This window comes from Mycobacterium sp. TH-M103, from assembly GCF_057473785.1.
Genome location: NZ_JBYCLG010000155.1, coordinates 1 through 25,539, shown reverse-complemented (window position 1 = coordinate 25,539; position 25,539 = coordinate 1). Strand labels below are relative to the sequence as shown.

The following is a 25,539-nucleotide window of genomic DNA, read 5'->3' as shown; positions in this document are numbered from 1 at the left end:
TTGGGCCAGCGCCCACGCAGGCGGTCGGCGGCGCTCACGGTCGGCGCTCCCGGCCGGTGGCCAGCCGGCGCAGCACCGCCGACCGCCCGCGGGTGGGAACGGTGCACAGCGGGTGACCGGCGAGCCCCCACCTCCCCAGCAGGTGGTTGGCGGCCAGCCAGCCCGAGGTGGCCGCACGCTCCATCAGCGCCACCGGCAGGTCGACGCGGATGCCGTCACCGGCCAGCACCAGCCCCGGCTGCGGCGTGACCACCGCCGGACGGCATTGGTGGGTGCCAGGGGCGAACAGCGGGCAGTCGCTTCGCCGGAGCACCCGCTCGTGGCGCACCCGGGCCGCCGCGGTTTCCGGGTAGAGGGCGTGCAGTTGGTCGAGGGCGCCGGCCGTGGATTCCGAGCGCGCGGCATACGAGTGCAGTTCGACCACGGAGCCGCGATTGCGGCGGGCCCAGTCGGTTGCCTCGCGTTCGTAGCGCTCCAGCACGCTGATGTTGTCGAGCGGCTCGTGACCGGCGGTGCCGAGAAAGGCGGGGCGATCGGCGTCGACGGGCCGGTCCAGCCAGAGCCGGTGCACCAGGAACGGCGGCGCCGTGCGCAGCCCGCCGACCCGGGAGCGCCACGGCTCGTCGCCCAGGCCCGGTGAGGCGTGCACGACCTGCTGCAGGCCGTGCACGTCCAGGGCCAGCACCACGGCGTCGGCTTCCAGTCGCTCGCCGGCCGCGGTGTGCACGTGAAAACCTTGGGCCGCGGCGGGTTCCACGCGCGAGACTTGGTCGCCAAGGTGCACCCGGACACCCTGGCCGCCCAGGTGTGCGGCCAGCGGATCCCACAGGGCCGCATCGAAGTTCGCGTTAGCTACGTCGAAGATCAGGCCCTCGCTGGAGCCGAGGAAGTAGATGTGGAACATCGTCGCCAGCTCGGCGGCCGACAGCTGTGCCGGTTCGGCGAAGAAGCTGCGCGAGAACACCTCGAACGCGAGGTGCCGCGCCGACTCGGGGAAGTTGATGTCTTTGAGGAAGGTGTCGGCGTCGACGTGGTCGAGCCGCTGGTAGATCTCGGGCACCGACACCGCCGCCAGCGGCGCGGCGGCGCGCACGTCGAGGCGCGCCAGGTCGGCGAGCCGGAACGTCGGGCTGCGCAACGCGAACGCCAGTGCGTTCCACGGCGGGAGCTGCGGCAGCCCGCGAAACGTGTCCCGCCGGCCGGCGCCGTCGATGAGGGGGTAGTCCTCGACGGGGGTGAGCATGCGCAGCTTCGGGTCGACGCGGCGCAGCAGGGCCCGCAGGTTGTAGTACTGGCGGAAGAAGGCGTGGAACCCGCGGTTCATCGGCAGCCCGGCGCCCTCGGCGTCGTGTTCGGTCCAGCCGCCGACCCGCCCGCCCAGGTACTCCTGGCGTTCGACGAGGTCCACGGCGACCCCCCGTTCGGCCAGCCCGGTGGCGGCCGTCAGCCCGGCGATGCCCGCGCCCACGACGACGGCGCGGGGCCGCGACGGCAGCCCGCTCGCGTCGGGCAGCCCGGGCCGGGCGGGATGGATCTGGCGGCGGCGGTCGGTCATCGTTTCGCGTCCTCCGGTGGCGCGTATCCCAGGAAGGTGTGCACGACGTCGCGTTCCCAGCCCGGCATGGTCTGGCTGTCCACGTCGGTGAACCCGGCCTCGAGCATCCGGCGGCGGAAGCGCGCCGCACCGTCGAAGGCCAGCACGCTGCGCCACAGGTGCCGGTACAGCGTGGTGTCGCGGGTGCGCCACCAGCCCGACGGGATGATGATGCCCCAGCACACCGCGTGCCAGATCCTGGTCGCGGCGCGCGAGTCGCGCACCGAGTACTCGTGCACCGCCAGGGTCCCGCCGGGGCGCAGCAGCGCCCGAAACGCCCGCAGCTGGCCGTCCGGGTCGGCGAGGTTGCGCAGCAGGTAGGCGGCCAGGATGCCGTCGAACGGCCCCCGGACCTCACCGTGCGCGGCGAGGTCCTCGATGCGCGAGTGCACGAACCGCACCGACGGCGGCCACGGCTTGGCGCGCGCCGCCTCCAGCATGCCGCCGGCGGCGTCGACGGCGACGATCTCGGCCTCGGGGGCCACCGACAGCAGCGCGGCCGTCGACGCGCCGGTGCCGCAGCCCGCATCGAGCAGCCGTAAACCCTTGCCGCGACCGGGAATTCGCATGCGTTCCGCCGACCGCCGCAGGTTGGCGTGGTAGCCCGGGTTGGCGCCGACCAGCCGGTCGTAGGCGGCGGCGCCGACGTCGAAGGCGCCGGGCACCTCACCGCGCGGCAGGCCCGCCCTAGCGACGCGCACGTCGGCCCTCCCACAGCATCAGCACCGCGGTGACCAGCGCGAAGCCGAACAGGAAATCCTCGACCGGGATGTCGAACGGGAACCGTACGCCGCTGGTCTGGCGCTGGTCGTAGATCACGATCGGTGCGCTGCGCTTGGTCAGCCAGCCGTCGACCGGCACCTGGAAGCCGAGCACGATCAGCATCGACAGCCAGTAGGCGGGCCGCCGGAAGAGCCCGGTGTGCAGCAGCCCGAACTCCAGCGCCACGACGAGGAACACGGCCAGCACGGCCGGCAGGGTGTAGCCCAGGCCGGTCATCGCCGCCTGGCCCGGTCGAGGATCGTGGTGACCGCGTTGTAGGTCAGCAACGCGCACAGCGGGATCACCACGAAGAACAGCGCCTCCTCCAGGGGAACCCGGAACGGGAGGTGGACGCCGCTGATGTAGCACGGGTTGTACGTCCACACCCCGGCGGCGATCGCGACCGCGTCCCAGACCAGGAACACCGCGGCGACCGGGGCCACCGCACGTACGACCCGCCGGGGCCGGCGGTAGACGCCGGCGCCGAAGAACTCCAGCGGCGCCGTGATCGCCAGGCACAGCCCCAGCACGATCAGGTATTGCCAGCCCTCGCTCATGCCGCACCGGGCTTGCGGTGCTCGGGGGGGGCCAGCCGCGCGCGCCACGACCGCAGCAGCCCGCCGCCGGCGACCTGCAGCCGTCGCGAGATGCCGACGGTGGCGCGCCGGCCGAACACCGAGAAATCACTGCTCTCAATGCAGTCGAGTATCTCAGAGTAGAGCGTCAGTGCGGTGGCGACACAGGGCCGGGAACGCGGTTGCAGCAGCGCGATGCCCTCGGCGGCGAACCGGTAGATGTCGCGGGTGACGTCGTGCTGGGCCGCCAGTGCCGCGCGCACCCGGGGGTCGGTGCGGTGGTGGTCGTGACACCACGTCAGCAGCTCGCGGTCGACGCCGTGGGCGGCGAGTTCGTCGGCGGGCAGGTAGACCCGGCCGCGCCGCAGGTCCTCGTCGACGTCGCGCAGAAAGTTGGTGAGCTGGAAGGCGCGCCCCAGCGCGGCCGCGTACGGGGCCGCCTCGTCGCTGGAAACCACCGTGCCGAGCACCGGAAGCATCTGCAGCCCAATGACTTCCGCCGAGCCGCGCATGTACCGGTCCAGCGCGGCCCGGTCGGGATAATCGGTGACGGACAGATCCATCCGCATCGAGGCGAGAAAGTCCTCGAACAGGTCTGCGGCAATTCCGTAACGTCGCACGGTGTCGTCGGCCGCGGCCAGCACGGGCTCCTCACGAAGGTCGCCGCCGGCGAAGAAACGATCGGAGAGCCGCTGGAGGCTTTCCGCGCGCGCGGCGACGTCCACGGACGGGTCGAGGTCGTCGAGGATGTCGTCGGCGTGGCGGGCGAAGCCGTACAGCGCGTGTACCGCCGGGCGCTGGTCCGGGGCGAGCAACCGGGTGGCCAGGAAGTAGGTGCGACCGTGCTCGGCCGCGATCTGGCGGCACCGGCGGTACGCCGCACGCAACCCCGGGTCGGTGATTCCCGCGGCGTCGAGTTCGGTGCGGATCATGGTCGCCGCGCTTTCAGGTCGAAACGTCTCGCCGGCCGCCCGGAGGTGCCGGTGATGCGGTCGGCGGCCAGCCGGCCCGAGATCAGCGTAGTGGGCACCCCCACGCCGGGCACGGTCGACGAGCCGGCGAGCACCGCGTTCTCGATGCCGCGCACGGTGTTGGCCGGCCGGAACGGCCCGGTCTGGGCGAACGTGTGGGCCAGCGCGAAGGGGGTGCCGGCCGCCATGCCCTGGTGGGCCCAGTCCGCGGGGGTATCGACGTGCAGCACCTCGGCGTCCGCGCGCAGGCCCGGCAGCAGCCTGTCCTGCACGATGTCGAGCAGGGTGTCCGCGTAGCGCTCGCCGGTGGCCGCCCAGTCGATACCGCCGCGCGACAGGTTCGGTGCCGGCGCCAGCACGTAGAGCAGGTCGCGACCGTCGGGGGCCAGGGCCGGGTCGCTTGCCGTCGGCCGGGTGACCAGCAGCGAGGGGTCCGTCATGAGCCGGCCGTCGCGGATGATGTCGGTGAAGGTCTGCTCCCAGGCGCTGCCGAACAGGATGGTGTGGTGCGCCGGCGGCGGTGCGGTGGCGGCGCGGCAGCCGACGTGCAGCACCACCGCCGACGGCGCGGCGCGCAGCCCGAGCGGCCGGCGCGGCCGGTGGCCCAGCAGCGCGTAGGTCTGCGGCAACTCGGTGGTCAGCACGGCCGCGTCGCAGGCGATGCGCTCGCCCTGCGCGGTGTGGACCGCGGTGACCCGGTCGACGGTGCGGTCCAGCGCGGTGACGGCCGTGCCGTAGCGGAACCGCACCCCGGCGTCGGCGGCCGCCGCGGCCAGCGCGTCGGGCAGGGCCCGCACCCCGCCGCGGGGGAAGAACACCCCGGCGACCGTGTCCATGTAGGCGATCACCGCATAGACCGCCAGGGCCTGCTGCGGCGCGACCCCGGCGTAGAGCGACTGGAAGGTGAACACCCGCCGCAGGCGCGGATCGCTGATGTGGCGCTTGACCATCGTGTCCCAGCGGCGGAACCCGCCGATCGCCGCGAGCCGGGCCAGCCGGCCGTTGAGCAGCGACAGCGGGGAGTCGAAGTTCGCGGAGATGAAGCCGTCGAACTCGGTGCGGTACAGCCGGTCCAGCCAGTCCCGCAGCCGAAGGTAGCCCGCGGCCTGTTGCGGCCCGGCGAATTCCCGCACCGCGGCGGTCATGCGGTCGGCGTCGGTGTGCACGTCGATCGCACCGCCGTCGGCGAACATCGCCCGGTACGCCGGGTCCACCGGCCGCAGATCGAGCCGCTGCGAACGGTTTTCGCCGACCGCGGCGAAGACCTCGTCGATGATGTCGGGCATCGTGATCACCGTGGGCCCGGTGTCGATGCGGTAGCCGGCGACGTCGCGCCGCCCGGCCCGCCCGCCCGGCCAGGGCTGCTGCTCGACCACCGTTACCTCGCGGCCGCGGCCGGCCAGGTGCAGCGCCGCGGACAGCCCGGCGAATCCGGCGCCGACGACCACGACGTGGTCGGTGCGCCCCCGTATCGTGCGCATCAGTTTGAGCCTCTCATGCCGCCCGCCGCGTGCACACACCGGCCATGTCGACCAGCGCGCCCCGGATTTCGCCGCCGATCCCGCTGCGGTCCAGGGCTTTCCGCGCCGCGGCGACACGCTCGGCGATCAGTTGCTCGATCCACTGCACCGCACCGGTGGACAGGATCAGGGTGCGCCAGTGGTCGACGGCGGCCGCGTCGAGCCGGTCGTCGTCCATCAGCTCCCGGAACTGGCGGCGCGTCGACGCGTCGGCCAGCTGGTGGGCGGCGACCACCACGCTGGTGGCCTTGCGTTCCAGCAGGTCCCCGCCGCTGGGTTTGCCCGTCACGGCGGGGCTCCCGAACACGCCGAGGATGTCATCGCGCAGCTGGAACGCCTCGCCGACGGCGCAGCCGTAGTCGCCCAGTCCGCCCAGCACGCGCTCGCCGCAGCCGGCCATCGCGGCGCCGATCTCCAGCGGGCGGCGCACGGTGTAGTTACCCGACTTGAGCCTGGCCACGGCCAGCACCGACTCCATCGTGGGCAGGTCGCGCACGTCGTTCGCCAGGTCGGCGAATTGGCCCACGGCCAGTTCGCTGCGCATGGCGTCGTAGCGCGGCCAGGCCCGCTGCAGCTGGTCGGGCGCCAGCCCGCTGTCGCGCAGCATCTGTTCGGCCCAGATCAGGCACAGGTCGCCGAGCAGGACCGCGGCCGATTCCCCGAAGCGGCGCGACGAGCCGGACAGCCCGCGCCCGCGATGCCAGTCGGCGAACTGGACGTGCGCAGCGGGCCGGCCCCGCCGGGACGCCGAGTCGTCCATCACGTCGTCCTGCAGCAGGGCGAACGCGTGCAACAACTCCAGGCTGCCGGCCGCCCACAGGGCCGCGTCGCTCGCCGGTGCGCCGCACAGCCAGCCCAGGTATATGAACGTCGAGCGCAGGCATTTGCCGCCGTCGAGGAACTCCAGCAGGATCTCGCCGGCCACGTCGACGCCGGCCGAGCCCAGCTCCTCGTCGCACCGATCGGTGACGAAGTCGGTGACCGCGGTGAGCACCGCACGCCGCAGCCAGGCCCGCCAGGAGTCCAGCTGGGTGATGTCGGGTGGTGCGGCCACGCCGTCGGCGGGAACTTCGCTGCGCAAAGGCCGTGGACAAGCGCCCACGGCCCCCACCGAAGCACCTGCGGCAACGTCGGTCAGCCTCCGGCTCGAACGGCTCAGATTCACGCGATGTACCCCTTTGGCGAGAAATCAAACCACCGCGCGGCGGCGGACGTCGTGGCGCGGACGTGGGCCGGCCGTCGTGTCATTCAGTTACTTAAACATTAATCTACTGAATTAGTCGGTGGTTGGCCAGAGTTCTTTTCCCGCGAGACCGGCGAGGCGGGCGAAGGCGCGGACCGTTTCACGCAGACGCCGCCGGGTAGCCGGTCCCACATACCCGACGGACGCAAGAGACGGCCCGGTTCAATGGGACCTCGCTCGCGACCTCTGCCATCGCCTGGCGATCGGGTTCGCGTTGCTGGTCGCGAGCACGGTTGGCGTCCGCGTGGTGCCGGCCCGCGCCGACACGGGGCCACCGCCTTCCCCGGCATTCAGATCCATCAGGGCGACACCGTGTGCACGCTGGGATTCGTCGAACCGCGACTGCGGATCGGTCGTCACCGACGACCACCAGAACGTGCTCGGCACGGTGGTCGTGGCCCGGTACAACTCCGCGGGGACCGCCGCCGCCGGCGGCTCGGGCGTGGAGTACGAGGTCATCGGGTTGGGCGACAACGTCAGCGCCTCCGACGTGCTGCCCACCGGGCGCCAGTTGCAGTCCAGGCCGGGCGCCCGCGCCCAACCGGCCGAGCGGCTCTGCCACGACGGCATCTCGACGGTTCACAGGACTGCGGCCACGTCGACTCCGTCGAACGGGGATGGTTCGTCGTCGCCGACGTCGCCTCGCGCGCGGGCGACTTCGGTGGGCCGGTGTACGCGCTGGCCGGCGACGACGGTGCCGTGATGGTGGGGCTGTTCGAGGGGACCGGCGAACCGGAGGCCAGGGTGGAGTCCTGGCAGGCCGTCATGCAACAGCTTTTCATCGACGTCCCGTTGCCGGGGCAGCGGCCGTCCACGGGGGTGCGCGTGACCACGCGGTGATCGGGACAGCGCGCGATTCCGCACGACGACGCCGCGGCTGCCGGGTGTCGGGCATGGCTGCGCTCAGCGCCACACACACGGCGATCGCCGCATGGCTCGAGCACAACAGCGCGACCGCCGAGCGGAGAATCCGCGTGCGCGCCAACGGCTACGGACGGCTGCTGCCGATCGCCTCGTCGAGCGTGCTCGCGCGGGTGTCCAAGGCCGCCGGGACACCGGGCCCGCTGCAAGGCTTCGTCGGCCCGGCCGTGCGGTTGCAGGCGTCGACGCCATGGGACGTCCTGGTCGTCTCCTCGGGTTCGGGCGTGCTGGCCCGGGCGGTGGCGCTACGGCCCGCCACCTCGTGGACCGGGCAGACCATGACCGGCCTCATGCCGTTCGGCTACCGGGGCAGAACCTGGTGGCTGCGGGCGCGGCTCTGCAGCGACATCGACGGCCCGGGGCTGTCGCTGGCCGCCGTGCGGCGGCTCGTGGCCGGCGGAATAGAGATGGCGCCCGACCAAGCTCGCGGCAGAGGCGATTTCACGCCGCTGGCCCGGCTGAGGATGACCGGGCCGTTCGATCCGGCGCCGGGCGAGGACGTGTCGCTCGACCCGGTCGTCAACCTCGCGCCCGGGCTGAACCTGCGCCCGGCCTGGCTGGCCGGCCTGCGGGAAAGCGCATACCGGCGCAGCCGGGAGGGCCGCGACGCCGAAGCAGTTCAGCCGGTGCGCCCAAGCAGGTGACGCAGGGCCTGATCGAGGCCGACCCGTGCCGCCCTTTCAACCACACGGGACAAACGCGTTAATGTCTTGCGGTGTGGCATTCACCGCATTTGACCCGGAGTTGATGTCGACGGCCGTGTCGCAGGCGGCCGGTATCGGCTCCTCGCTGCGTTCGGCCTACAGCGCCGCGGACGTCTCGACCACCTCGGTGGCGACCGCGGCCCAAGATGAGGTGTCGGGGGCGATCGCGGCGGTGTTTTCCGCACACGCCCAACGGTTCCAGGCTCTGGGCACCCAGGCGGCGGCGTTTCACGCCCAGTTCGTGGCGGCGCTGCACCGGGTGCAGGGCGCCTACGGCGCCGCAGAGGCGGCCAACACCACCTCCCTGGGCACGCTGGAGAACGCGATCGCCCAGGTGCCGTGGTTCTCCCCGGTGAAGGATCTGACCGGGCGGCCGTTGTTCGGCAACGGCGCCAACGGCATGGCGGGCACGGGGCAGGCCGGCGGATCGGGTGGCTGGTTGATCGGCAACGGCGGCAACGGTGGCACCGGTGCGTCCGGCCAGACCGGCGGGGCCGGCGGGGCCGGCGGGTGGTTCGGCAACGGCGGCAACGGGGGCACCGGCGGGGCCGGTGCGGCGGGCGGGACCGGTGGTCATGGTGGCCTGCTGGTCGGCAACGGCGGCAACGGCGGCACCGGCGGACAGGCGGTCGCGGGCGTCAACGGCGGAAATCCCGGCGCGGGCGGCATGGGCGGGCAGCCAGGATTGATCGGCCGCGCGGGAAGCGACGGTCAGACCGGCGCGCCCTTGACGGGCGGCGGCGGCGGGTCGACGGGCGGGGGTGGCTCCAGCGGCGGCACCGTGATCTCCGATCAATACGGAACGGCCATCATCGAAAACGCCTACATAGTGCAGAACAACGCGTACAACATCGGGGGCGGGCAGCAGACGATCACCGTCAGCTCCACCGGTTTCGCGATCACCGCCCTGACCGGCTCGGCTCCCACCAACGGCGCGCCGCTGTCCTACCCGTCGGTCTATTTGGGCGGGGCCTACAACAACATCTCCCCGCACAGTCCTTTGCCGGACCAGCTGAGCCAAATCCAAACCGCGACGAGCAGCATCAGCTATACCTACCCCAGTAGCGGCACCTACGACGCCTCCTACGACATCTGGCTGAATCCCACGCCGAACACATCCACGGTCAACCAGCAGGAGATCATGATCTGGTTCAACCATGTCGGCCCCATCCAGCCGGTCGGCTCCGATGTGGGCACCGCCACGATCGACGGAAAGCAGTTCGCGGTGTGGGAAGGCTACAACGGCCAGAACCAGGTGGTCTCCTACGTCGCGGACTCGCCGATCAACTCGTGGAACAACATGAATGTGTTGGGCTTCGTCGACAACACCGAAACCTGGGAGCCGTCGGTGAACAGCTCGTGGTACCTGACCAGCATCCAGGCGGGGTTCGAGCCCTGGAACGGCAGCGTCGGCGCGGCGGTCGATACATTTTCCGCCAGCATCAACGGCACTCCCTGACCTCAGCCGGTGCGCCCAAGCAGGTGACGCAGGGTCTGATCGAGGCCGGGCCGGCGGAACCGGTGTTCGGCCGCTTCGAGCTTGCGGGGGAGCACGCGCTGGCTGGCGCACGCGAGTTCGCGGGCGCCCTGCGCGCCGAGCAGCAGCCGTGGGCCCAGCGGCGGGACCGGCAGCAGCGCGGGACGATGCAGCACACGGGCCAGGGTGTGGGTGTATTCGTCGTTGCGAACCGGTTGCGGGGCAACGGCGTTGACCGCACCGGTCAGCGCGTCGTCCCACAGCGCGCGGTGGTACACGTCGACCAGGTCGTCGATGCCGATCCAGGACAGCCATTGCCGGCCGCTGCCCAGCCGCCCGCCCAGTCCGGCGGAGAACAGCGGACGCAGCAGCCGCAGGGTGCCGCCGCGGGGGGATTGCACGATGCCGGTGCGCACCCGCACCACGCGCACCCCGGCCTCCTCGGCCGGCGCGGCCGCGTCCTCCCAGTCGGCGACGACGTCGGCCAAAAACCCGTCTCCGCGGCCGCTGTCCTCCGTGAGGACCTCATCGCCGCGGTCGTACCCGTAGTACCCGATCGCCGACGCCGAGACGAACGCCGCGGGCGCGGGGTCGGTGCGGCCCGCCAGTTCGGCCAGGCGGCGGGTGGGGCCGATGCGGCTGTCGCGGATCGCGCGCCGGTGGGCTCCGGTGAACCGTCCGGCGATCGAGGCGCCGGCCAGATGGATCACGGCGTCGACCCCGGTCAGCAGGTCGGGGTCGGGATCGTCGGGGTTCCAGTGCCGCTCGTCGCCGGAGCGCGGGGCGCCGCGCACCAGCCGCACGACGCGATGGCCGCCGGTGCTCAAGAATGCCGTCAGCGCCGAACCCACCAATCCCGAAGACCCCGTGACGGCCACGGTCAGCGGTGCGAGGCCTCGCTCGGCCGCCAGCCGGTGGGCCGCCAGGTCGTCGGCCAGCTGCCGGTACCGGTAGGCGAACATCGCGCGCAGCGCCGCACCGGGCACCGGCGTCTCGACCCGGTCGATCACCCGGGTCCGTTCGCCCAGGTCCTCGAACTCGTGAATGTGTTTCCAGCGCATGGCGATGCGCGTCGGCAGCGAGGCGATCCCGTCGCCGCCGACGGTGTCGACGAAACGCCGCGGGGGGTCGTAGCCGTCCGGTTGGTGCACGGCGATCCAGCGCAGCCCGCCCGGCAGCGCGAGCTCGGCGCGTCCGTCTTTCAGCGAGGCGGCCTCGGCCACGAGCCGCATCGGCTGCCACGGCGGCGAGAGTCGTTCGAAAGCACCCGGCCTGGCGTACCAGGCGAAGACGTCATCGCGGGGCGCATCGACCACGCTCGAGAATTCCAGAGCCATGCCTCGAAGGTAGCTAACGATCGGGCAGCGCGTGCTCGACGATCGGCAGCCGGGGCTGCGGCTGGCGTTCGGCGCGCTTGGCCGCCAGGTATACCTGGGCGGTCTGCTCGCCGACCGTCTGCCAGGAGAAGTCGGAGGTCAGCCGCTCGCGGGCCGCGCGGGCGCGCCGCTGCGCGGCCGCCGGATCGTCGAGCACCGCGCGTACCGCGGACGCCAGCTTCGCCACGTCGCGCGGCGGGCACGACACGCCGGTCCGTCCGTTGATCACCGCCTCGCCCAGGCCGCCGACGTCCGACGTCACCAGCGGGGTGCCGGCCGCGGCGGCCTCCAGGGCAACGATCCCGAACGGTTCGTAATGGCTGGGCAGCACCGCGGCGTCGGCGCGGTGCAGCACCGCCAGTAGCTCGGTGTGGCCGAGATGCCCGACGAACCGAATCGCCTTGAGCACCCGGTGTTTTCGGGCCTGGTCGGCGAGCCATCCCTGTTGGGTGCCGGTCCCGGCGACGGTCAGGGTGGTGCCGGGGTGGGTGCGCCGGATCCTTGGCAGGGCGGCGATGAGGTCGTGCACGCCCTTCTCGTATTCCAGCCGGCCGAGGTAGAGCAGTTCGGCCGGCCCGGTGCGCGGGCGGCGGTCCGCGAACGGCCAGCACGTCACGTCGATACCGTTGCGGATCACGGTGATGCCGGCCAGGCCGGGGCCGAACAGCTCGGTGATCTCCTCGCCCATCGACGCCGAACACGTGATCAGCGAGTCGGATTCGCGCACCAGCCACGACTCGATGGCGTGCACCTGCCGGCTGATCGCCCCGGACACCCAGCCGGAATGCCGCCCGGCCTCGGTGGCGTGGATCGTGGAAACCATTGGCACGTCGTAGAATTGGGCCAGCGCGATGGCCGGATGGGCGATCAGCCAGTCGTGTGCGTGCACGACGTCGGGGCGCCACGGCCGGCTGGTGCCGTGCCGTCTGATAACCAGCCCGGCCCGCACCATCGCGTGGCCCATCGCCAGGGTCCAGGCCATCATGTCGGTGCCGAAGCCGAATTCGTGCGGGTCCTGTGCGGCCGCGATCACGCGGACGCCCTCGTCGATCTGGTCGGAGGTCGGGTGCGTGCTGGGGTCGGTGCCCGTGGGACGCCGGCACAGGACCACGACGTCGTGACCGGCTTCGGCCAGCGCGGTCGACAGGTGGTGCACATGCCGGCCGAGGCCGCCGACCACCACCGGCGGGTACTCCCACGACACCATCAGGATCTTCACGCGCGGGCGCCTTTTCGCGGCGAGGGTGCGCAGAATGCCGTCCGGAGCGGCGTGTCGTCGAGCAGACACGCACGCTCGCGGGAAGAGGCGAAAGTCACCGGGGCAGCCTACGCGCGTCCAGGGCCCCGAACAGTCCGTCGGCGCGGTTCCACCCCTCGGCGAGCCGCTCGGCGGTGTCGCGCCGGCCCGACGCCAGCGCGCCCGCGATCTCTCGGGCCGCGTGCGCGTGCAGGTGGGCGCGGTAGCGCGCGTAATCGGCCGCCGAGTCCTTGCTCACCATGAACGGCCAGTCGCTGGAGACCGTGAGCAGGGTCTCGCGCAGGACCTGGTCGGCGACGCGGTCGCGGGGGACCGGGCCGCCCAGTGGCGCGGCCTGCGACAACGCCTTGTCGACGGTGGTCAGCGCGGTGTCGACGACCTCGGTGTTGAGCCGGACCAGGTCGGCCACCTGCTCCCCGGCCCACACCTGCCAGTCCTTGCCCGACCCCCAGGAGCTGGGCGGCAGGTCGACCGGGGCGCCGACGAACCCGTCGGTGAGCGCGTCGCGCAGGGTGCCCACCCGCACGCCGGCGGCGGGCAGGGCGCGCAACACCCGCGCCAGCCACGTCGGGCCCTCGTACCACCAGTGGCCGAACAGTTCGGTGTCGAAGGCCGCCACGACGTGGGCCGGCCGCCCGAGGCGCTCGGACTCCGCGGCCAGCCGGTTGCGCACGACGTCGACGAAGTCGGCGACATGGACGTCGACCGCGCGGTCGGCGCGGTCCGGGTCGTATGGCGCCTTGGCCCCCGAATCCACGTTGCGGCCGGTCACCCTGGCCGGCTTGAGCCCGGTGAGGTGGTCGTAGGTGTGGAAGTCGCGGTAGGCGGCGTGCCCGGGGTAGCCGGACTTCGGCGACCACACCCGGTAGCTGACCTGCAGGTCGCGGCCGAACGCGACGACGCCGGACCCGCCGACAGGCCGGCCCAGCGCGGTGTCGCCGTGCAGCGACGGGCCGTCGACCATGAAGTGGGTGACCCCGGCGGCGGCGTAATCGTCTTCCAGGCCGGGGGCGTAGGCGCATTCGGGCGCCCAGATGCCGGTCGGGAAGTGCGCCAGTCGCTGCCGCGCGTCGGCAAGGCCCTCACGCAGCGCGAACTCGCGCAGCCGCGGGGTGAGCAACGGCTGGAACGGGTGGGCCAGCGGGCCGCCGAGCAACTCCACAGTGCCCGCCTCGACCAGGCGGCGCAACAGCGGGCTGCCGCCGTGCCGCCACCGGGTGGCGAACTCGTCCAGCGCCCGGTCCGCCTCGGCGCACTCGCGAATCCCCAACGCGCGCAGCGCTTCCGGTGAACACGACGGGTATTCGGCCGACGTCGACCGGGGCGCGGAGCGCACGCTCGCAGCTTCCGACGCCCGCAGCCGCCAGTTCGCCAGCCAGTGGTGCATGCCGTCGAGGCAGTACGGGTCGTCCAGCTGGGCGTTGACCACCGGGGTGACGCCCAGGGTGAGCAGCCCGCGGCGGTCCTCGTCGGCCAGGGTACGCAGCACCCGCAGCAGCGGCAGGTAGGCCGCGGCCCACGACTGGTAGAGCCATTCCTCGCCGACCGGCCAGCGGCCGTGGTGGGCCAGCCACGGTAGATGGGTGTGCAGCACCAGGGTGAACATGCCCGGGACCGGGCGCGCGGCCGGGCTCACGGGCGCACCGCGATCGCGACGAGGTCCAGGCTGTCATCGATGTGCCGGCTGTCACAGGTATCGGCCGCGATCAACTCGAAGTCGTCGGCGCTCACGGCGGCCACGTCGGCCGCCAGCTGCGGCGGCCACGGCGCCTCGGTGACCGCACGCGCGATCTGCGCGTCGATGATGGATCCGCCGTGGCGGGCATCCATCTCCCGCAGTCGCGGACCGTGGAACACGCCGCTGAGCTCGGGTCCGGCGAAACCGCCGGCGACCAGCAGGTCGGCCAGCTCGGCGGCGTCGAGTTCACGGGTGTGGAACGGGTTGACCGGGGTGTCGCGGCCGGGGGAGAACGTGATCCGGTTGGGCGTGGACATCATCAGCAGCCCCGACGGCCGCAGCACCCGGGCGCACTCGGCCACGAACCGGCCCTGGTCCCAGAGGTGCTCGATGACCTGGAAATTGACCACGACGTCGATCGACGCGTCGGGCAGCGGCAGCCGGGCCAGGTTGGCCTGCATGACCTCGACGCGGGGGTAGCGGTCGCGCACGTGGGCCACCGTGGCCTCGTCGTAGTCGAGCGCGACGACCCGGCGGGCGACGCCGGCGATCAAGTCGGCGCCGTACCCCTCGCCGCACCCGGCCTCGAGGACCTCGCGCCCGGCGCACAGCGGCGCCAGCCGCCGGTAGACCACCTGGTGGCGGCGGAACCAGTAGTTCTCGATGTCGAGGCCGGGGATCGTGCGCTCGCCCGTCAGCGTCAGCGCGGCCGGTGCGGTCGCATCGCTGGCCGGGGCGGCGCCGGACCGGTGGGGGGGAACGTCGGGGACGGAGGCGTTCATCGCATAGGCAGGCTAACGCGAAGTGTCTGATTCGCGAACCGCGATGCGGGCACCCCTGGCTTCGCGAGGGCGGACAGGCCGCGGGAACGCGCACGACTACCCGCTATGGTGTGAAGGCAGAGCGCGCAAAGTTACCGGGTAGTAACAGGGCCGTGCGTTGCGAATCGTGTACCGAGGTCGCGCAGCCGGGCGCTGCGGGGCCCCTTCGAGGAGGACGAGCCACACTCATGACGAACATCGTGGTCCTGATCAAGCAGGTCCCAGACACCTGGTCGGAACGCAAGCTGACCGACGGCGACTACACGCTGGACCGCGAGGCCGCCGACGCGGTGCTGGACGAGATCAACGAGCGCGCTGTGGAAGAGGCGCTGCAGATCCGGGAGAAGGAGTCCGCCGACGGCGTCGAGGGATCGGTGACCGTGCTGACCGCGGGCCCCGAGCGCGCCACCGAGGCGATCCGCAAGGCCCTGTCGATGGGGGCCGACAAGGCCGTCCATCTCAAGGACGACGGCATGCACGGCTCGTGTGTCGTGCAGACCGCGTGGGCGCTGGCGCGCGCGCTGGGCACCATCGAGGGCACCGAGCTGGTCATCGCGGGCAACGAGTCCACCGACGGCTCCGGCGGCGCCGTACCCGCCATCATCGCCGAGTACCTGGGCCTGCCACAGCTCACCCACCTGCGCAAGCTCTCGCTCGAGAACGGCAAGGTCACCGGCGAGCGGGAGACCGACGACGGCCTGTTCACCCTCGAGGCGACGCTGCCCGCCGTGGTCAGCGTGACCGAGAAGATCAACGAGCCGCGCTTCCCGTCCTTCAAGGGCATCATGGCCGCCAAGAAGAAAGAGGTCACCGTGCTGACCCTGGCGGAGATCGGCGTCGAGGCCGACGAGGTCGGGCTGGCCAACGCCGGGTCGACCGTGTTGTCGTCGACACCGAAGCCGCCGAAGACGGCCGGCGAGAAGGTCGTCGACGAGGGCGAGGGCGGCAACCAGATCGCCCAGTACCTGATCGCCCAGAAGATCATCTAGCACCCCAGGCACATCCCAGACACGAGAAGAGCGAAGAACCCATGGCTGAAGTACTGGTGCTCGTCGAGCACGCCGAAGGCGCGGTGAAGAAGGTCACCGCCGAACTGATCACCGCCGCCCGGGCGCTGGGCGAGCCGGCGGCCGTCGTCATCGGCAAGCCGGCCACGGCCGAGCCGCTGGTCGACGGGCTCAAGGAGGCCGGCGCCGCCAAGATCTACGTCGCCGAGTCCGACGAGGTCGACAACTACCTGATCACCCCGTACGTCGACGTGCTGGCCGCGCTGGCCGAGTCGGCCACCCCGGCCGCCATCCTGCTGGCCGCCAACGCCGACGGCAAGGAGATCGCGGGCCGCCTGGCCGCGCGGATCGGGTCGGGGCTGCTGGTCGACGTGGTCGAGGTCAAGGAGGGCAACAAGGCCGTCCACTCCATCTTCGGTGGCGCGTTCACCGTCGAGGCGCAAGCCAACGGCGACACCCCGGTGATCACGGTGCGCGCCGGCGCGGTCGAGGCGGAGCCGCAGGCCGGGGCGGGCGAGCAGGTCAGCGTGGCGGTGCCGGCCGCCGCCGAGAACGCCACCAAGATCACCGCCCGCGAGCCCGCGGTCGCCGGTGACCGCCCGGAGCTGACCGAGGCCACCATCGTGGTCTCCGGGGGCCGCGGCGTCGGCAGCGCGGAGAACTTCCATGTGGTCGAGGAACTCGCGGACGCACTGGGCGCGGCCGTCGGTGCGTCGCGCGCCGCGGTGGACTCCGGTTACTACCCGGGCCAGTTCCAGGTCGGCCAGACCGGCAAGACGGTCTCGCCGCAGCTCTACATCGCGCTGGGCATCTCCGGGGCTATCCAGCACCGCGCCGGCATGCAGACGTCGAAGACCATCGTCGCGGTCAACAAGGACGAAGAGGCGCCGATCTTCGAGATCGCCGACTACGGCATCGTGGGCGACCTGTTCAAGGTGGCCCCGCAACTCACGGAGGCGATCAAGGCCCGCAAGGGCTGAGTCCCCGCCGCGAACAAACGCAAAAACCCCCGCGCGCATCGCGGGGGTTTTGCTGGGGGTACCTCCCGCTTGCGGGGGGGCTGCTCACCCCAGCATCGTCTCGATACGGCGCACCGCGACCGAGCACACCGTCACATACGGCGCCGACCACCACGGCACCGCGATGCTCACCCGCGCGCCGTCGCCGACCGGGTCGACCCGGTGGTGGGTGGCCGGCACCCCCGCCACCTTCCAGGCCCAGTGCCGCCCCGGGTCGAATTCGGTGACGACGAAGGGCACCGTGACCAGCAGCGAGGTCTGCACCGCGCCGGTCGCTTGCAACCCCAATTCGGTGTGGGGCGCGTCGAGCCGTGCCCGCCGGATCGTCGGACCCCACCGCGGCCACGCGTCGAGGTCGATTAGCAGCGCCCACACCGCCGCCGGCGGCGCCGCGATCACCCTCTCGGCGGTGAGCATGACGGCGCCGCCCGTCACGGCGCCGACCGCCCGAGCCGGTGCTGCTGGGCGACGACCTCGTGCCAGATGTAAGCGCGCCGGCCGATCAGCTGGCGGATGTAGCCCTCGACGCCGACGAGCGGCGCGCGCCCGGCGCGGTAGGCCTCCTCGGCGGCGTGGGCGCAGTCCAGGGGGTCCAGCAGCCCCAGGTTCATGGGGGCCGACAGCGGGCTGTGCGCCATCACCCGGTCGCCGCTGAGCATCGCGTCTCGAGCGTCGCGGTAGAAGTCCTCCAGGCGCAGGGTCTCACGCCGCCCGGCCCACTCGCCGAACTCGGCGCGGCTCGTGCAGGAGCCGCGGGCTGGCAGCACCTCGATCCCCGGCCGCGACCGCACGAACTTCTCGGCAGCCCACGACGTCGGCTGGCAGGCGCTGAGCGGTCCGGCGACACGGTCCAGAGCCTCGCCGTAGGTGCGGGTTTGCAAGAACAAGGCCTGGTCGCCGGGTTCGACCGCGCGGTGGCGCAGCGCCGAGAGCACCAGGTGGGCCTTGCGCCGGTGGAAGCGGCGCCGTTCGAACACCGCCCGGGACTCGACGAGCAGCACCGGCTGGTCGGGCCGGTCCAGGAAGTGCGGGCCCAGCTGGTCGGCGAAACACCACCGCCGCGGTCATCGCCCCCCGGTGAGTTACGCCACATGGTGCTCCCGCCCCATCCGAACTGTCGGTGACGGCTACGTGAACCGGCCTACCTCTGTCGGCGTCAGGTTAACCGCGGCCGGGCCCCTGCGCCCCCGCGCGCGTGCATTTCGTCATCTGACGTGCACCGACACGTCAGCGCGCCGATGCCGACTCGCCGAACGGTTGCGACACGGTCGTGACATGAGCATTGCTTCTGTCCTCATACCCGGCGCCAAACCGGCCAGCGCGCCGGCCGGCCCCAGCTACTCTTTGCTGCTGTCCACCGACCCCGCCATGATCGAGGCGGCGCAGCGGCTGCGCTACGACGTGCTCAGCAGTACCCCCGGCTTCGTCCTGCCGGCCAGCGGCTACGAACGGCGCGACGTCGACCGGTTCGACGAGTTCTGCGACCACCTGCTGGTCCGCGACGACGACAGCGGCGAGCTGGTGGGCTGCTACCGGATGCTGGCGCCGGCGGGCGCGATCGCGGCCGGCGGGCTCTACACCGAGACCGAGTTCGACCTCCGCGCGTTCGACCCGCTACGGCCGTCGCTGGTGGAGATGGGCCGCGCCGTGGTGCGCGACGGCCACCGCAACGGCGGCGTGGTGCTGCTGATGTGGGCCGGCATCCTGGCCTACCTGGACCGCTGCGGCTACGACTACGTCACCGGGTGCGTGTCGGTGCCGATCGGCGACGAGACCGGCGACGAGGCGCCCGGCAGCCGGCTGCGCGGGGTCCGCGACTTCATCCTGGGCCGGCACGCGGCGCCGCCGCAGTACCGGGTGCATCCGCGCCGGCCGGTGGTCATCGACGGCAGGGCCCTCGACGACATCCCCGCGCCGGCGCGGCCGTCGGTTCCCGCCCTGCTGCGCGGCTATCTGCGGCTGGGCGCCCAGGTCTGCGGCGAGCCCGCCCACGATCCGGCCTTCGGCGTCGCCGACTTCTGCGTCCTGCTGGACAAGCGGCGCGCCGACACCCGATACCTGCGCAGGCTGCGGTCGGTCTCGGCGGCCGCCGAGCTGACCTCCGACGCGGCCGGCGGTGCGCGGTGAACCCCGCCACCGGCCACGCCTGGCTGCCCCACAACAAGTGCGACGTCGGCTGCATCGGCCGGCGCACCGCGGAGGACGAGTTTGGCCTGTGGGTGGCGCTGCGGGTGGCGCTGCGCTGCACGCTGGCGCTGCTGCTGGCGCCGGGGCTGCCGCTGCTGGCGGTGCCCCTGCCCGGCCGGACCCGCGTCCAGCGCCTGTACTGCCGGTTGGTGCTGCGCTGTTTCGGTGTGCGGATCACGGTGTCGGGCAACCCGATCCGCAATCTGCGCGGGGTGCTGGTGGTCAGCCCCCACACGTCGTGGCTGGACGTATTCGCCGTCGGTTCGGTGTTGCCAGGGTCGTTCGTGGCCCGCGCCGACATGTTCACCGGCCGCGGGACGGGGGTGGTGGCCCGGATCCTGAAGATCATCCCGATCGAGCGGTCCAGCCTGCGGCGCCTGCCCGCGGTGGTGGACGCCGTCGCCGGGCGGCTGCGCGCGGGGCAGACGGTCGTGGCCTTCCCCGAGGGCACCACCTGGTGCGGACAGGCCCGGGGATCGCACCAGGGCCGCGGGTCGTTTTACCCGGCGATGTTCCAGGCCGCCGTCGATACCGGGCGCCCGGTGCAGCCGCTGCGGCTGACCTACCACCACGCCGACGGCAGCGTGTCGACCGTGCCGGCCTTCGTCGGCGACGAGACGCTGCCGCGGTCGATCCGCCGCCTGCTCACCGTGCGCCGCACGCTGGCGCGGGTTCAGGTCGAAGCCCTGCAGTTGCCGGGCACCGATCGGCGGGACCTGGCCGGCCGCTGCCAGTCCGCGGTGGTCGTGGGGGCCGCCCGGCGCCAGGGCGACGGACACGTGCTGGTGGCCTGACACAGGCAGGTAACGTGGGGCGCGTCATGGTCTACCTGGATCACGCCGCCACCACCCCGATGCACCCCGCCGCCGTCGAGGCGATGACGGCCGCGCTCGGGTCGGTCGGCAACGCGTCCTCGCTGCACACCAGCGGGCGGGCGGCGCGGCGGCGGGTCGAGGAATCCCGCGAGCTCATCGCCGACCGGCTGGGTGCGCGCCCGTCCGAGGTGATCTTCACCGCGGGCGGCACCGAGAGCGACAACCTGGCCGTCAAGGGCATCTACTGGGCCCGGCGCGACGCCGACCCGCGTCACCGCCGCATCGTGACCACCGAGGTCGAACACCACGCCGTCCTGGACGCGGTGAACTGGCTCGTCGCACACGAGGGCGCGCGGGTGACCTGGCTGCCCACGGCTGCGGACGGGTCGGTCTCGGCGGCCGCGCTGCGCGAGGCGCTGCAGGCCCACGACGACGTCGCACTGGTGTCGGTGATGTGGGCCAACAACGAGGTCGGCACCGTGCTGCCCGTCGCCGAGCTCGCCGCCGTCGCCGCCGAATTCGGCGTCCCGATGCACAGCGACGCCGTGCAGGCGGTGGGCCAGCTGCCCGTCGACTTCTCCGCCGGCGCGCTGTCGGCGATGAGCGTGACCGCGCACAAGTTCGGCGGGCCCGCCGGCGTGGGCGCGTTGCTGCTGCGCCGCGACGTGGGCTGCGTGCCGCTGTCGCACGGTGGCGGGCAGGAGCGCGACATCCGTTCCGGCACGGCCGATGTGGCCGGTGTCGTCGGGATGGCGGCGGCGGCCCGGATCGCGGTGGATGGTCTGGAATCCAACAGCCTGCGCCTGCGGGCGTTGCGCGACCGGCTGATCGACGGCGTGCTGGCCGGCGTCGACGACGTCAGCCTCAACGGCGCGCCCGATCCGTTGCGGCTGCCCGGCAACGCGCACTTCACGTTCCGCGGCTGCGAGGGCGATGCGCTGCTGATGTTGTTGGACGCCAACGGGATCGAGTGTTCGACGGGTTCGGCCTGCACCGCCGGCGTCGCGCAGCCGTCGCACGTGCTGATCGCGATGGGGGCCGACCCGGCCAGCGCCCGCGGCTCGCTGCGGTTCTCGTTGGGCCACACCAGCGTCGACGCCGACGTCGACGCGCTGTTGGCCGTGCTGCCCGGCGCGGTGGACCGCGCCCGCCGTGCCGCCCTGGCCGCCGCGGGGGCCTCCTAGGTGAAGGTCCTCGCTGCGATGAGCGGCGGTGTGGACTCATCGGTGGCCGCCGCCCGCATGGTCGACGCCGGGCACGAGGTGGTCGGCGTGCATCTGGCGCTGTCGGCCGCACCCGGCACGCTGCGCACCGGTTCGCGCGGCTGCTGCTCCAAGGAGGACGCCGCCGACGCGCGCCGCGTCGCCGACGTACTCGGAATCCCTTTCTACGTCTGGGATTTCGCCGAGAAGTTCCAGGCGGACGTGATCGACGACTTCGTGTCGTCCTACGCGCGCGGCGAGACGCCCAACCCGTGCGTGCGCTGCAACCAGCGGATCAAGTTCTCGGCGCTGTCGGCCAGGGCGCTCGCGCTGGGTTTCGACACCGTGGCCACGGGCCACTACGCCCGGCTGTCCGGGGGGCGGCTGCGCCGCGCCGTCGACCGCGACAAGGACCAGTCCTACGTGCTGGCGGTGCTGACCGCCGGGCAGCTGCGCCACGCGGTGTTCCCGATCGGGGACACGCCCAAGCCGCAGATTCGCGCCGAGGCCGCCCGGCGCGGCCTGGCGGTCGCCGAAAAGCCGGACAGCCACGACATCTGCTTCATCCCGTCCGGGGACACCCGGACCTTCCTGGGCGAGCGCATCGGGGTGCGGCCCGGCAGCGTGGTCGACGCCGACGGGGCGGTGCTGGCGACCCACGACGGGGTGCACGGCTTCACCGTGGGGCAGCGCAAGGGCCTGGGCATCGCCGGGCCGGGGTCCGACGGCGCCCCGCGCTATGTGACGGCGATCGACGCCGAGACCGCCACGGTGCGGGTGGGTGCGGCTACCGACCTCGACGTCGTCGAGCTGGTCGGGCGCTCGCCGGTGTTCACCGCCGGCGCCGCGCCGTCCGGCGCAATCGAATGCGCGGTGCAGGTGCGTGCGCACGGCGAAACGGCAAGTGCGGTCGCGGAATTGGTCGACGACGAGCTGGTCGTGCGGCTGTGTGACCCGCTGCGCGGGGTGGCGCGCGGTCAGACGCTGGTGCTGTACCGGCCCGATCCCGGCGGCGACGAGGTGATCGGCAGCGCCACCATCGCGGGCACCGGGCGCTAATTCGGCACGTTGGCGACGATGTTGGTCATCACGATGTCGGACACCGACTGCGGGAAGCCGCAGTAGGTGACCTCCAGCAGGGCCACCGACAGGACCCGGTAGTCGCGCCCGCAGCCGCCGGGGCGCAGGTGCAGCGAATGCGTGTCGGCCTGCCAGTCGCCGACGAGCAGCTGGCCGGCCGGGCTGTCGGCGCAGTTGCCGACGGTGGCCACCAGGGCGCCGAACGCCCGCCGGGCGGTGTCGGCGTCCGGGTAGGCGGCGGCGCCCTCCGAGATCAGCGCCCCCTCGGGCGGATCCTGGAACGTCGTCTTGTGGAACTCCTCGATGTCGGGCCCGAACGTCGCGGTCTCGGCGAACAGGAACCGGCATTCTTGCGGCGCGTTGTCGGCCAGCGCGTCGATGTCCACCGGGCTGATGCCGTCCATCGACGGGATGATCGTGAGGTGCTCGCCGGCGCCGGTGATCGCGCGCATGCGGGGCTGGTCCAGCAGCACCGTGTCGACGTCGATGCCGTGCACGGGGTGCCGGGTGGCGCCGTAGCCCGGCAGCGCCGTGCCGTCCACCACCCGCGTGCACGCCGCGGTGAGCAAAACCGCGCCGGTGATCAGCAGGGGCCGCGTGAATCTCACCATCCGCCACACCGTCCGTTCCAGGGTTGAAACTACCCCGGCGGGCCCCCGGCAAACACCCCTGACGGGGCGCGTCTTGCGGGGCGTCGCATACGGTTGCCCGGTGAGTGTGTTCGCGACCGCCAGCGGCGTCGGCTCGTGGCCCGGCGTCACCCCGCGGCAGGCGGCTGAGGTCGTCGTCGGCGAACTGGGGGGCGCGCTCGCCCACATCGCCGAGCTGCCCGCCCGCGGCGTGGGCGCCGATCTGCTCGGCCGGGCCGGGGCGTTGCTCATCGACGTGGCCATCGACACCACGACGCGCGGCTACCGCATCGTCGCCCGGCCCGGGGCGGTGACCCGCCGGGCCGTCAGCCTGCTCGACGAGGACTCCGATGCGCTCGAAGAGGCCTGGGAGATCGCCGGCCTGCGCGGCGGGGGACGCGTGGTCAAGGTGCAGGCGCCGGGGCCGATCACGCTGGCCGCCGGGCTGGAGCTGGCCAACGGGCACCGGGCGATCACCGACCCCGGCGCGCTGCGCGACCTGGCGGCCTCGCTGGCCGAGGGCGTCGCCGCGCACCGCGCCGCGCTGTCCCGGCGGCTCGAGACGCCCGTGGTGGTGCAGTTCGACGAGCCGTCGCTGCCGACGGCGCTGGGCGGGCGGCTGACCGGGGTGACGTCGCTGAGCACGGTCCCCGCGCTGGACGAGGCGGTGGCCGGCCCGCTGCTCGACGCCTGCGTCGACAAGGTGGGCGCCGACGTGCTGTTACACAGCTGCGCTCCGGAGCTTCCGTGGAACCTGTTGCAGCGCAGTGCGATCAGCGCCGTATCGGTGGACACGGGCACGCTGGGTGCCGCGGACCTGGACGGCGTCGCCGCGTTCGTCGAGTCGGGCCGCACCGTCATGCTCGGCGTGGTCGCCGTGACGGCGCCCGAGCGGCGCCCGTCGGCCGAGGAGGTGGCCGCCGCGGTGGTCGCGGTGACCGACCGGCTCGGGTTCTCCCGCGCGGCGCTGCGCGACCGGATCGGCGTCACGCCCGCGTGCGGGCTGGCCGGTGCGACCCAGCAGTGGGCCCGCACCGCGATCGGGCTCGCGCGCAAGGCCGCCGAGGCGTTCGCGCAGGATCCGGACGCGATCGGCCCCGGATAGGGGAGCGTCCGGGTCAGTCGAACGGCGGACGCCAGCGCAGGCCCGGGAAGCGGGCGAAACCGCGGTCGGTGGTGACCCAGGTCGCGCCGTTCTCGATGGCCAGAGCGGCGTGGTAGGCGTCGGCCACCGCGTTGCCCTTGGCGCCGATCCGGTCGCACAGCGCGTCGAAGATGTCCCAGTGCCGCGGCCCCGGCCGCAGCGCGACGGCCGCGGGAGCCGTTCGGAGAGCGCGGCACGCCTCGAGCGCCTGAGCCGTGGTGCTCGGCTGTCGAAAGACGCGATGGTTGGTGATCAAGCGGATGACACCCGACAGCACGAGCTCGCTCATCCCGACCGGCTCGTCGCCGACGAGTCGATCTTCCATCCAGGCACGATACGCGGCGTGCCGGGCGCTGTCGCGGCGGATGGCATAGACGCAGACGTTGACATCAAGGAGCAGCATTGTCGCCCAGCAGCTCGGCGAGGGCGTCCTTGTCTTCCAGGTCGACGCCCGCCTGCAACCCACCGCTGCCGTGGGTCGGCAACCGGAACTCGGTGCGGCCGCCTTCGTCGCCGCACCGCCGCAGCAGTGCGCGCAACGCGTCGTCGACTATCGCTCCGAGCGGCCGGGATGTTTTCGCCGCCAGGACCTTTGCCTCGGCGAGCAAGTCGGCGTCGATGTTGATCGTCGTCCGCACCTGCGCATCATAGCATCAGTTATCGGCATCATGATGCGCACGGCTCCCGTGTCTGCGCCCTCCGTTAGCCTGCCAAGGTGAGTTCAGCAGAGGCCGGCCCCGCCCCGCCCGAGGTTCGGCGGCAGTGGCGCGAACTGGCCGACGAGGTGCGCGAACACCAGTTCCGCTACTACGTGCGCGACGCGCCGATCATCTCCGACGCGGAGTTCGACGAGCTGCTGCTGCGGCTGACGGCGCTCGAGGAGCGCTATCCCGAGCTGCGCACCCCCGATTCGCCCACCCAGCTGGTCGGCGGCGCCGGCTTCGCCACCGACTTCGCCTCCGCCGAGCACCTGGAGCGCATGCTCAGCCTGGACAACGTGTTCAGCACCGACGAGTTCGACGCGTGGGCCGCCCGCATCCACGCCGAGGTCGGCACCGACGTGGCCTTCCTGTGCGAGCTCAAGATCGACGGGGTGGCGCTGTCGCTGGTCTACCGCGAGGGCCGGCTGGTGCGGGCGGCGACCCGCGGCGACGGGCGGGTCGGCGAAGACGTGACGCTCAACGCGCGCACCATCGACGACGTCCCCGAACGGCTCACGGCCGGCCCGAATCACCCGATACCCGAGGTGCTCGAGGTGCGCGGTGAGGTGTTCTTCCGGCTCGCCGACTTCGAGGCCCTCAACGCCAGCCTCGTCGAGGAGGGCAAAACGCCGTTCGCCAACCCGCGCAACAGCGCCGCGGGCTCGCTGCGGCAGAAGGACCCCGCGGTCACCGCCCGCCGCAGGCTCCGGATGATCTGCCACGGGCTCGGGCACACCGAGGGATTCCGGCCCGCGACCCTGCACGACGCCTACCTTGCGCTCGGTGCCTGGGGACTGCCCGTCTCCAGCCACACCACCCGGGTCGACAGCGTCGCCGGCGTGCACGAGCGGATCC

At 72.5% G+C, this 25,539-nt stretch carries 28 protein-coding genes; 11 read left to right on the top strand and 17 right to left on the bottom strand.

Annotation, left to right across the window (positions count from 1 at the left end):
- Positions 1 to 34: 34 nt before the first annotated feature.
- From AC2VOR_RS08805 to AC2VOR_RS08770, 8 genes are all read right to left on the bottom strand, one after another.
- Entirely contained in the window at positions 35 to 1,555 is a 1,521-nt protein-coding gene (locus AC2VOR_RS08805) for a hydroxysqualene dehydroxylase (protein WP_369739636.1), read from the bottom strand.
- Positions 1,552 to 2,295 carry a class I SAM-dependent methyltransferase gene (locus tag AC2VOR_RS08800; RefSeq protein WP_369739635.1) on the bottom strand — a complete coding sequence of 248 codons (744 nt, stop codon included), beginning with the start codon at positions 2,293 to 2,295 and terminating at the stop codon, positions 1,552 to 1,554. Before AC2VOR_RS08800 ends, AC2VOR_RS08805 begins: the two co-directional genes overlap by 4 nt.
- Positions 2,282 to 2,593 carry a lycopene cyclase domain-containing protein gene (locus tag AC2VOR_RS08795; RefSeq protein ID WP_369739634.1) on the bottom strand — a complete coding sequence of 104 codons (312 nt, stop codon included), beginning with the start codon at positions 2,591 to 2,593 and terminating at the stop codon, positions 2,282 to 2,284. Before AC2VOR_RS08795 ends, AC2VOR_RS08800 begins: the two co-directional genes overlap by 14 nt.
- Positions 2,590 to 2,913 carry a lycopene cyclase domain-containing protein gene (locus tag AC2VOR_RS08790; RefSeq protein ID WP_369739633.1) on the bottom strand — a complete coding sequence of 108 codons (324 nt, stop codon included), beginning with the start codon at positions 2,911 to 2,913 and terminating at the stop codon, positions 2,590 to 2,592. The genes AC2VOR_RS08795 and AC2VOR_RS08790 overlap by 4 nt, the downstream gene beginning before the upstream one ends.
- A complete protein-coding gene (locus AC2VOR_RS08785; protein WP_369739632.1) occupies positions 2,910 to 3,863 on the bottom strand; it encodes a phytoene/squalene synthase family protein in 954 nt (317 codons plus the stop codon). Before AC2VOR_RS08785 ends, AC2VOR_RS08790 begins: the two co-directional genes overlap by 4 nt.
- A complete protein-coding gene (gene crtI / locus AC2VOR_RS08780; protein ID WP_369739631.1) occupies positions 3,860 to 5,383 on the bottom strand; it encodes a phytoene desaturase family protein in 1,524 nt (507 codons plus the stop codon). Before crtI ends, AC2VOR_RS08785 begins: the two co-directional genes overlap by 4 nt.
- 13 nt (positions 5,384 to 5,396) lie before the next feature.
- Positions 5,397 to 6,503, bottom strand: a complete 1,107-nt coding sequence (locus AC2VOR_RS08775) for a polyprenyl synthetase family protein (protein WP_369739630.1) — start codon at positions 6,501 to 6,503, stop codon at positions 5,397 to 5,399.
- 324 nt (positions 6,504 to 6,827) lie between these two features.
- Positions 6,828 to 7,235 (bottom strand): hypothetical protein, encoded by a 408-nt coding sequence (locus tag AC2VOR_RS08770; RefSeq protein ID WP_486963619.1) that lies wholly within the window; start codon positions 7,233 to 7,235, stop codon positions 6,828 to 6,830.
- 99 nt (positions 7,236 to 7,334) lie between these two features.
- Between AC2VOR_RS08770 and AC2VOR_RS08765 the strand changes: the two genes are divergently transcribed.
- From AC2VOR_RS08765 to AC2VOR_RS08755, 3 genes are all read left to right on the top strand, one after another.
- Complete coding sequence (locus AC2VOR_RS08765; protein ID WP_369739628.1) at positions 7,335 to 7,505, top strand: hypothetical protein; 171 nt, start codon at positions 7,335 to 7,337, stop codon at positions 7,503 to 7,505.
- Positions 7,506 to 7,558: 53 nt separating this feature from the next.
- The gene (locus AC2VOR_RS08760) at positions 7,559 to 8,230 is read left to right on the top strand and encodes a phosphodiesterase (protein WP_486963618.1); all 672 of its coding nucleotides are present in this window, start codon (positions 7,559 to 7,561) and stop codon (positions 8,228 to 8,230) included.
- A gap of 73 nt (positions 8,231 to 8,303) precedes the next feature.
- Positions 8,304 to 9,749, top strand: coding sequence for a GH12 family glycosyl hydrolase domain-containing protein (locus AC2VOR_RS08755; RefSeq protein WP_369739626.1), 1,446 nt, complete (start codon positions 8,304 to 8,306; stop codon positions 9,747 to 9,749).
- A gap of 2 nt (positions 9,750 to 9,751) precedes the next feature.
- Here AC2VOR_RS08755 and AC2VOR_RS08750 read toward each other — a convergent pair whose 3' ends face one another.
- The 4 genes from AC2VOR_RS08750 to AC2VOR_RS08735 all read right to left on the bottom strand — a co-directional run bounded on the left by AC2VOR_RS08750 (position 9,752) and on the right by AC2VOR_RS08735 (position 14,861).
- A complete protein-coding gene (locus AC2VOR_RS08750; protein WP_369739625.1) occupies positions 9,752 to 11,104 on the bottom strand; it encodes a TIGR01777 family oxidoreductase in 1,353 nt (450 codons plus the stop codon).
- A gap of 13 nt (positions 11,105 to 11,117) precedes the next feature.
- A complete protein-coding gene (locus tag AC2VOR_RS08745) occupies positions 11,118 to 12,362 on the bottom strand; it encodes a glycosyltransferase family 4 protein (RefSeq protein WP_486963617.1) in 1,245 nt (414 codons plus the stop codon).
- Between the two features lie 94 nt (positions 12,363 to 12,456).
- Complete coding sequence (locus tag AC2VOR_RS08740; protein WP_486963624.1) at positions 12,457 to 14,007, bottom strand: 1,4-alpha-glucan branching protein domain-containing protein; 1,551 nt, start codon at positions 14,005 to 14,007, stop codon at positions 12,457 to 12,459.
- Positions 14,008 to 14,033: 26 nt separating this feature from the next.
- Positions 14,034 to 14,861 carry a class I SAM-dependent methyltransferase gene (locus tag AC2VOR_RS08735; RefSeq protein ID WP_369739623.1) on the bottom strand — a complete coding sequence of 276 codons (828 nt, stop codon included), beginning with the start codon at positions 14,859 to 14,861 and terminating at the stop codon, positions 14,034 to 14,036.
- Positions 14,862 to 15,088: 227 nt separating this feature from the next.
- Between AC2VOR_RS08735 and AC2VOR_RS08730 the strand changes: the two genes are divergently transcribed.
- Positions 15,089 to 15,889, top strand: coding sequence for an electron transfer flavoprotein subunit beta/FixA family protein (locus AC2VOR_RS08730; RefSeq protein WP_369739621.1), 801 nt, complete (start codon positions 15,089 to 15,091; stop codon positions 15,887 to 15,889).
- Positions 15,890 to 15,930: 41 nt separating this feature from the next.
- Positions 15,931 to 16,887 (top strand): electron transfer flavoprotein subunit alpha/FixB family protein, encoded by a 957-nt coding sequence (locus AC2VOR_RS08725; protein WP_369739619.1) that lies wholly within the window; start codon positions 15,931 to 15,933, stop codon positions 16,885 to 16,887.
- An 84-nt stretch (positions 16,888 to 16,971) separates the two neighbouring features.
- Here AC2VOR_RS08725 and AC2VOR_RS08720 read toward each other — a convergent pair whose 3' ends face one another.
- Both AC2VOR_RS08720 and AC2VOR_RS08715 read right to left on the bottom strand, forming a co-directional pair.
- The gene (locus AC2VOR_RS08720; protein ID WP_369739618.1) at positions 16,972 to 17,361 is read right to left on the bottom strand and encodes an SRPBCC family protein; all 390 of its coding nucleotides are present in this window, start codon (positions 17,359 to 17,361) and stop codon (positions 16,972 to 16,974) included.
- Complete coding sequence (locus tag AC2VOR_RS08715) at positions 17,358 to 17,963, bottom strand: cryptochrome/photolyase family protein (protein WP_369741685.1); 606 nt, start codon at positions 17,961 to 17,963, stop codon at positions 17,358 to 17,360. Before AC2VOR_RS08715 ends, AC2VOR_RS08720 begins: the two co-directional genes overlap by 4 nt.
- A 238-nt stretch (positions 17,964 to 18,201) precedes the next feature.
- Between AC2VOR_RS08715 and AC2VOR_RS08710 the strand changes: the two genes are divergently transcribed.
- The 4 genes from AC2VOR_RS08710 to mnmA are packed head-to-tail and all read left to right on the top strand — an operon-like array spanning position 18,202 to position 22,189.
- Positions 18,202 to 19,053: a GNAT family N-acetyltransferase gene (locus AC2VOR_RS08710; protein ID WP_369739616.1), complete on the top strand. Its 852-nt coding sequence runs from the start codon at positions 18,202 to 18,204 to the stop codon at positions 19,051 to 19,053.
- Complete coding sequence (locus AC2VOR_RS08705; protein ID WP_486963616.1) at positions 19,050 to 19,907, top strand: lysophospholipid acyltransferase family protein; 858 nt, start codon at positions 19,050 to 19,052, stop codon at positions 19,905 to 19,907. Before AC2VOR_RS08710 ends, AC2VOR_RS08705 begins: the two co-directional genes overlap by 4 nt.
- A 26-nt stretch (positions 19,908 to 19,933) precedes the next feature.
- The gene (locus tag AC2VOR_RS08700) at positions 19,934 to 21,112 is read left to right on the top strand and encodes a cysteine desulfurase family protein (protein ID WP_486963623.1); all 1,179 of its coding nucleotides are present in this window, start codon (positions 19,934 to 19,936) and stop codon (positions 21,110 to 21,112) included.
- On the top strand, positions 21,113 to 22,189 hold the full coding sequence (gene mnmA / locus AC2VOR_RS08695) for a tRNA 2-thiouridine(34) synthase MnmA (RefSeq protein ID WP_369739613.1): 1,077 nt from the start codon (positions 21,113 to 21,115) through the stop codon (positions 22,187 to 22,189).
- Here the strand turns inward: mnmA and AC2VOR_RS08690 are convergent.
- Positions 22,186 to 22,821, bottom strand: a complete 636-nt coding sequence (locus tag AC2VOR_RS08690; protein ID WP_369739612.1) for a sensor domain-containing protein — start codon at positions 22,819 to 22,821, stop codon at positions 22,186 to 22,188. The two genes, mnmA and AC2VOR_RS08690, sit on opposite strands and share 4 nt — an antisense overlap.
- A 100-nt stretch (positions 22,822 to 22,921) precedes the next feature.
- Here AC2VOR_RS08690 and AC2VOR_RS08685 point away from each other — a divergent pair, with 100 nt between their 5' ends.
- Entirely contained in the window at positions 22,922 to 23,944 is a 1,023-nt protein-coding gene (locus AC2VOR_RS08685; protein WP_486963615.1) for a uroporphyrinogen decarboxylase/cobalamine-independent methonine synthase family protein, read from the top strand.
- 13 nt (positions 23,945 to 23,957) lie between these two features.
- Here AC2VOR_RS08685 and AC2VOR_RS08680 read toward each other — a convergent pair whose 3' ends face one another.
- Entirely contained in the window at positions 23,958 to 24,386 is a 429-nt protein-coding gene (locus AC2VOR_RS08680; protein ID WP_369739610.1) for a type II toxin-antitoxin system VapC family toxin, read from the bottom strand.
- Entirely contained in the window at positions 24,373 to 24,621 is a 249-nt protein-coding gene (locus tag AC2VOR_RS08675) for a type II toxin-antitoxin system VapB family antitoxin (protein WP_369739609.1), read from the bottom strand. The genes AC2VOR_RS08680 and AC2VOR_RS08675 overlap by 14 nt, the downstream gene beginning before the upstream one ends.
- Positions 24,622 to 24,698: 77 nt before the next feature.
- Here AC2VOR_RS08675 and AC2VOR_RS08670 point away from each other — a divergent pair.
- The coding region (locus tag AC2VOR_RS08670; RefSeq protein ID WP_486963614.1) for an NAD-dependent DNA ligase LigA at positions 24,699 to 25,539 on the top strand (841 nt) is incomplete at its 3' end.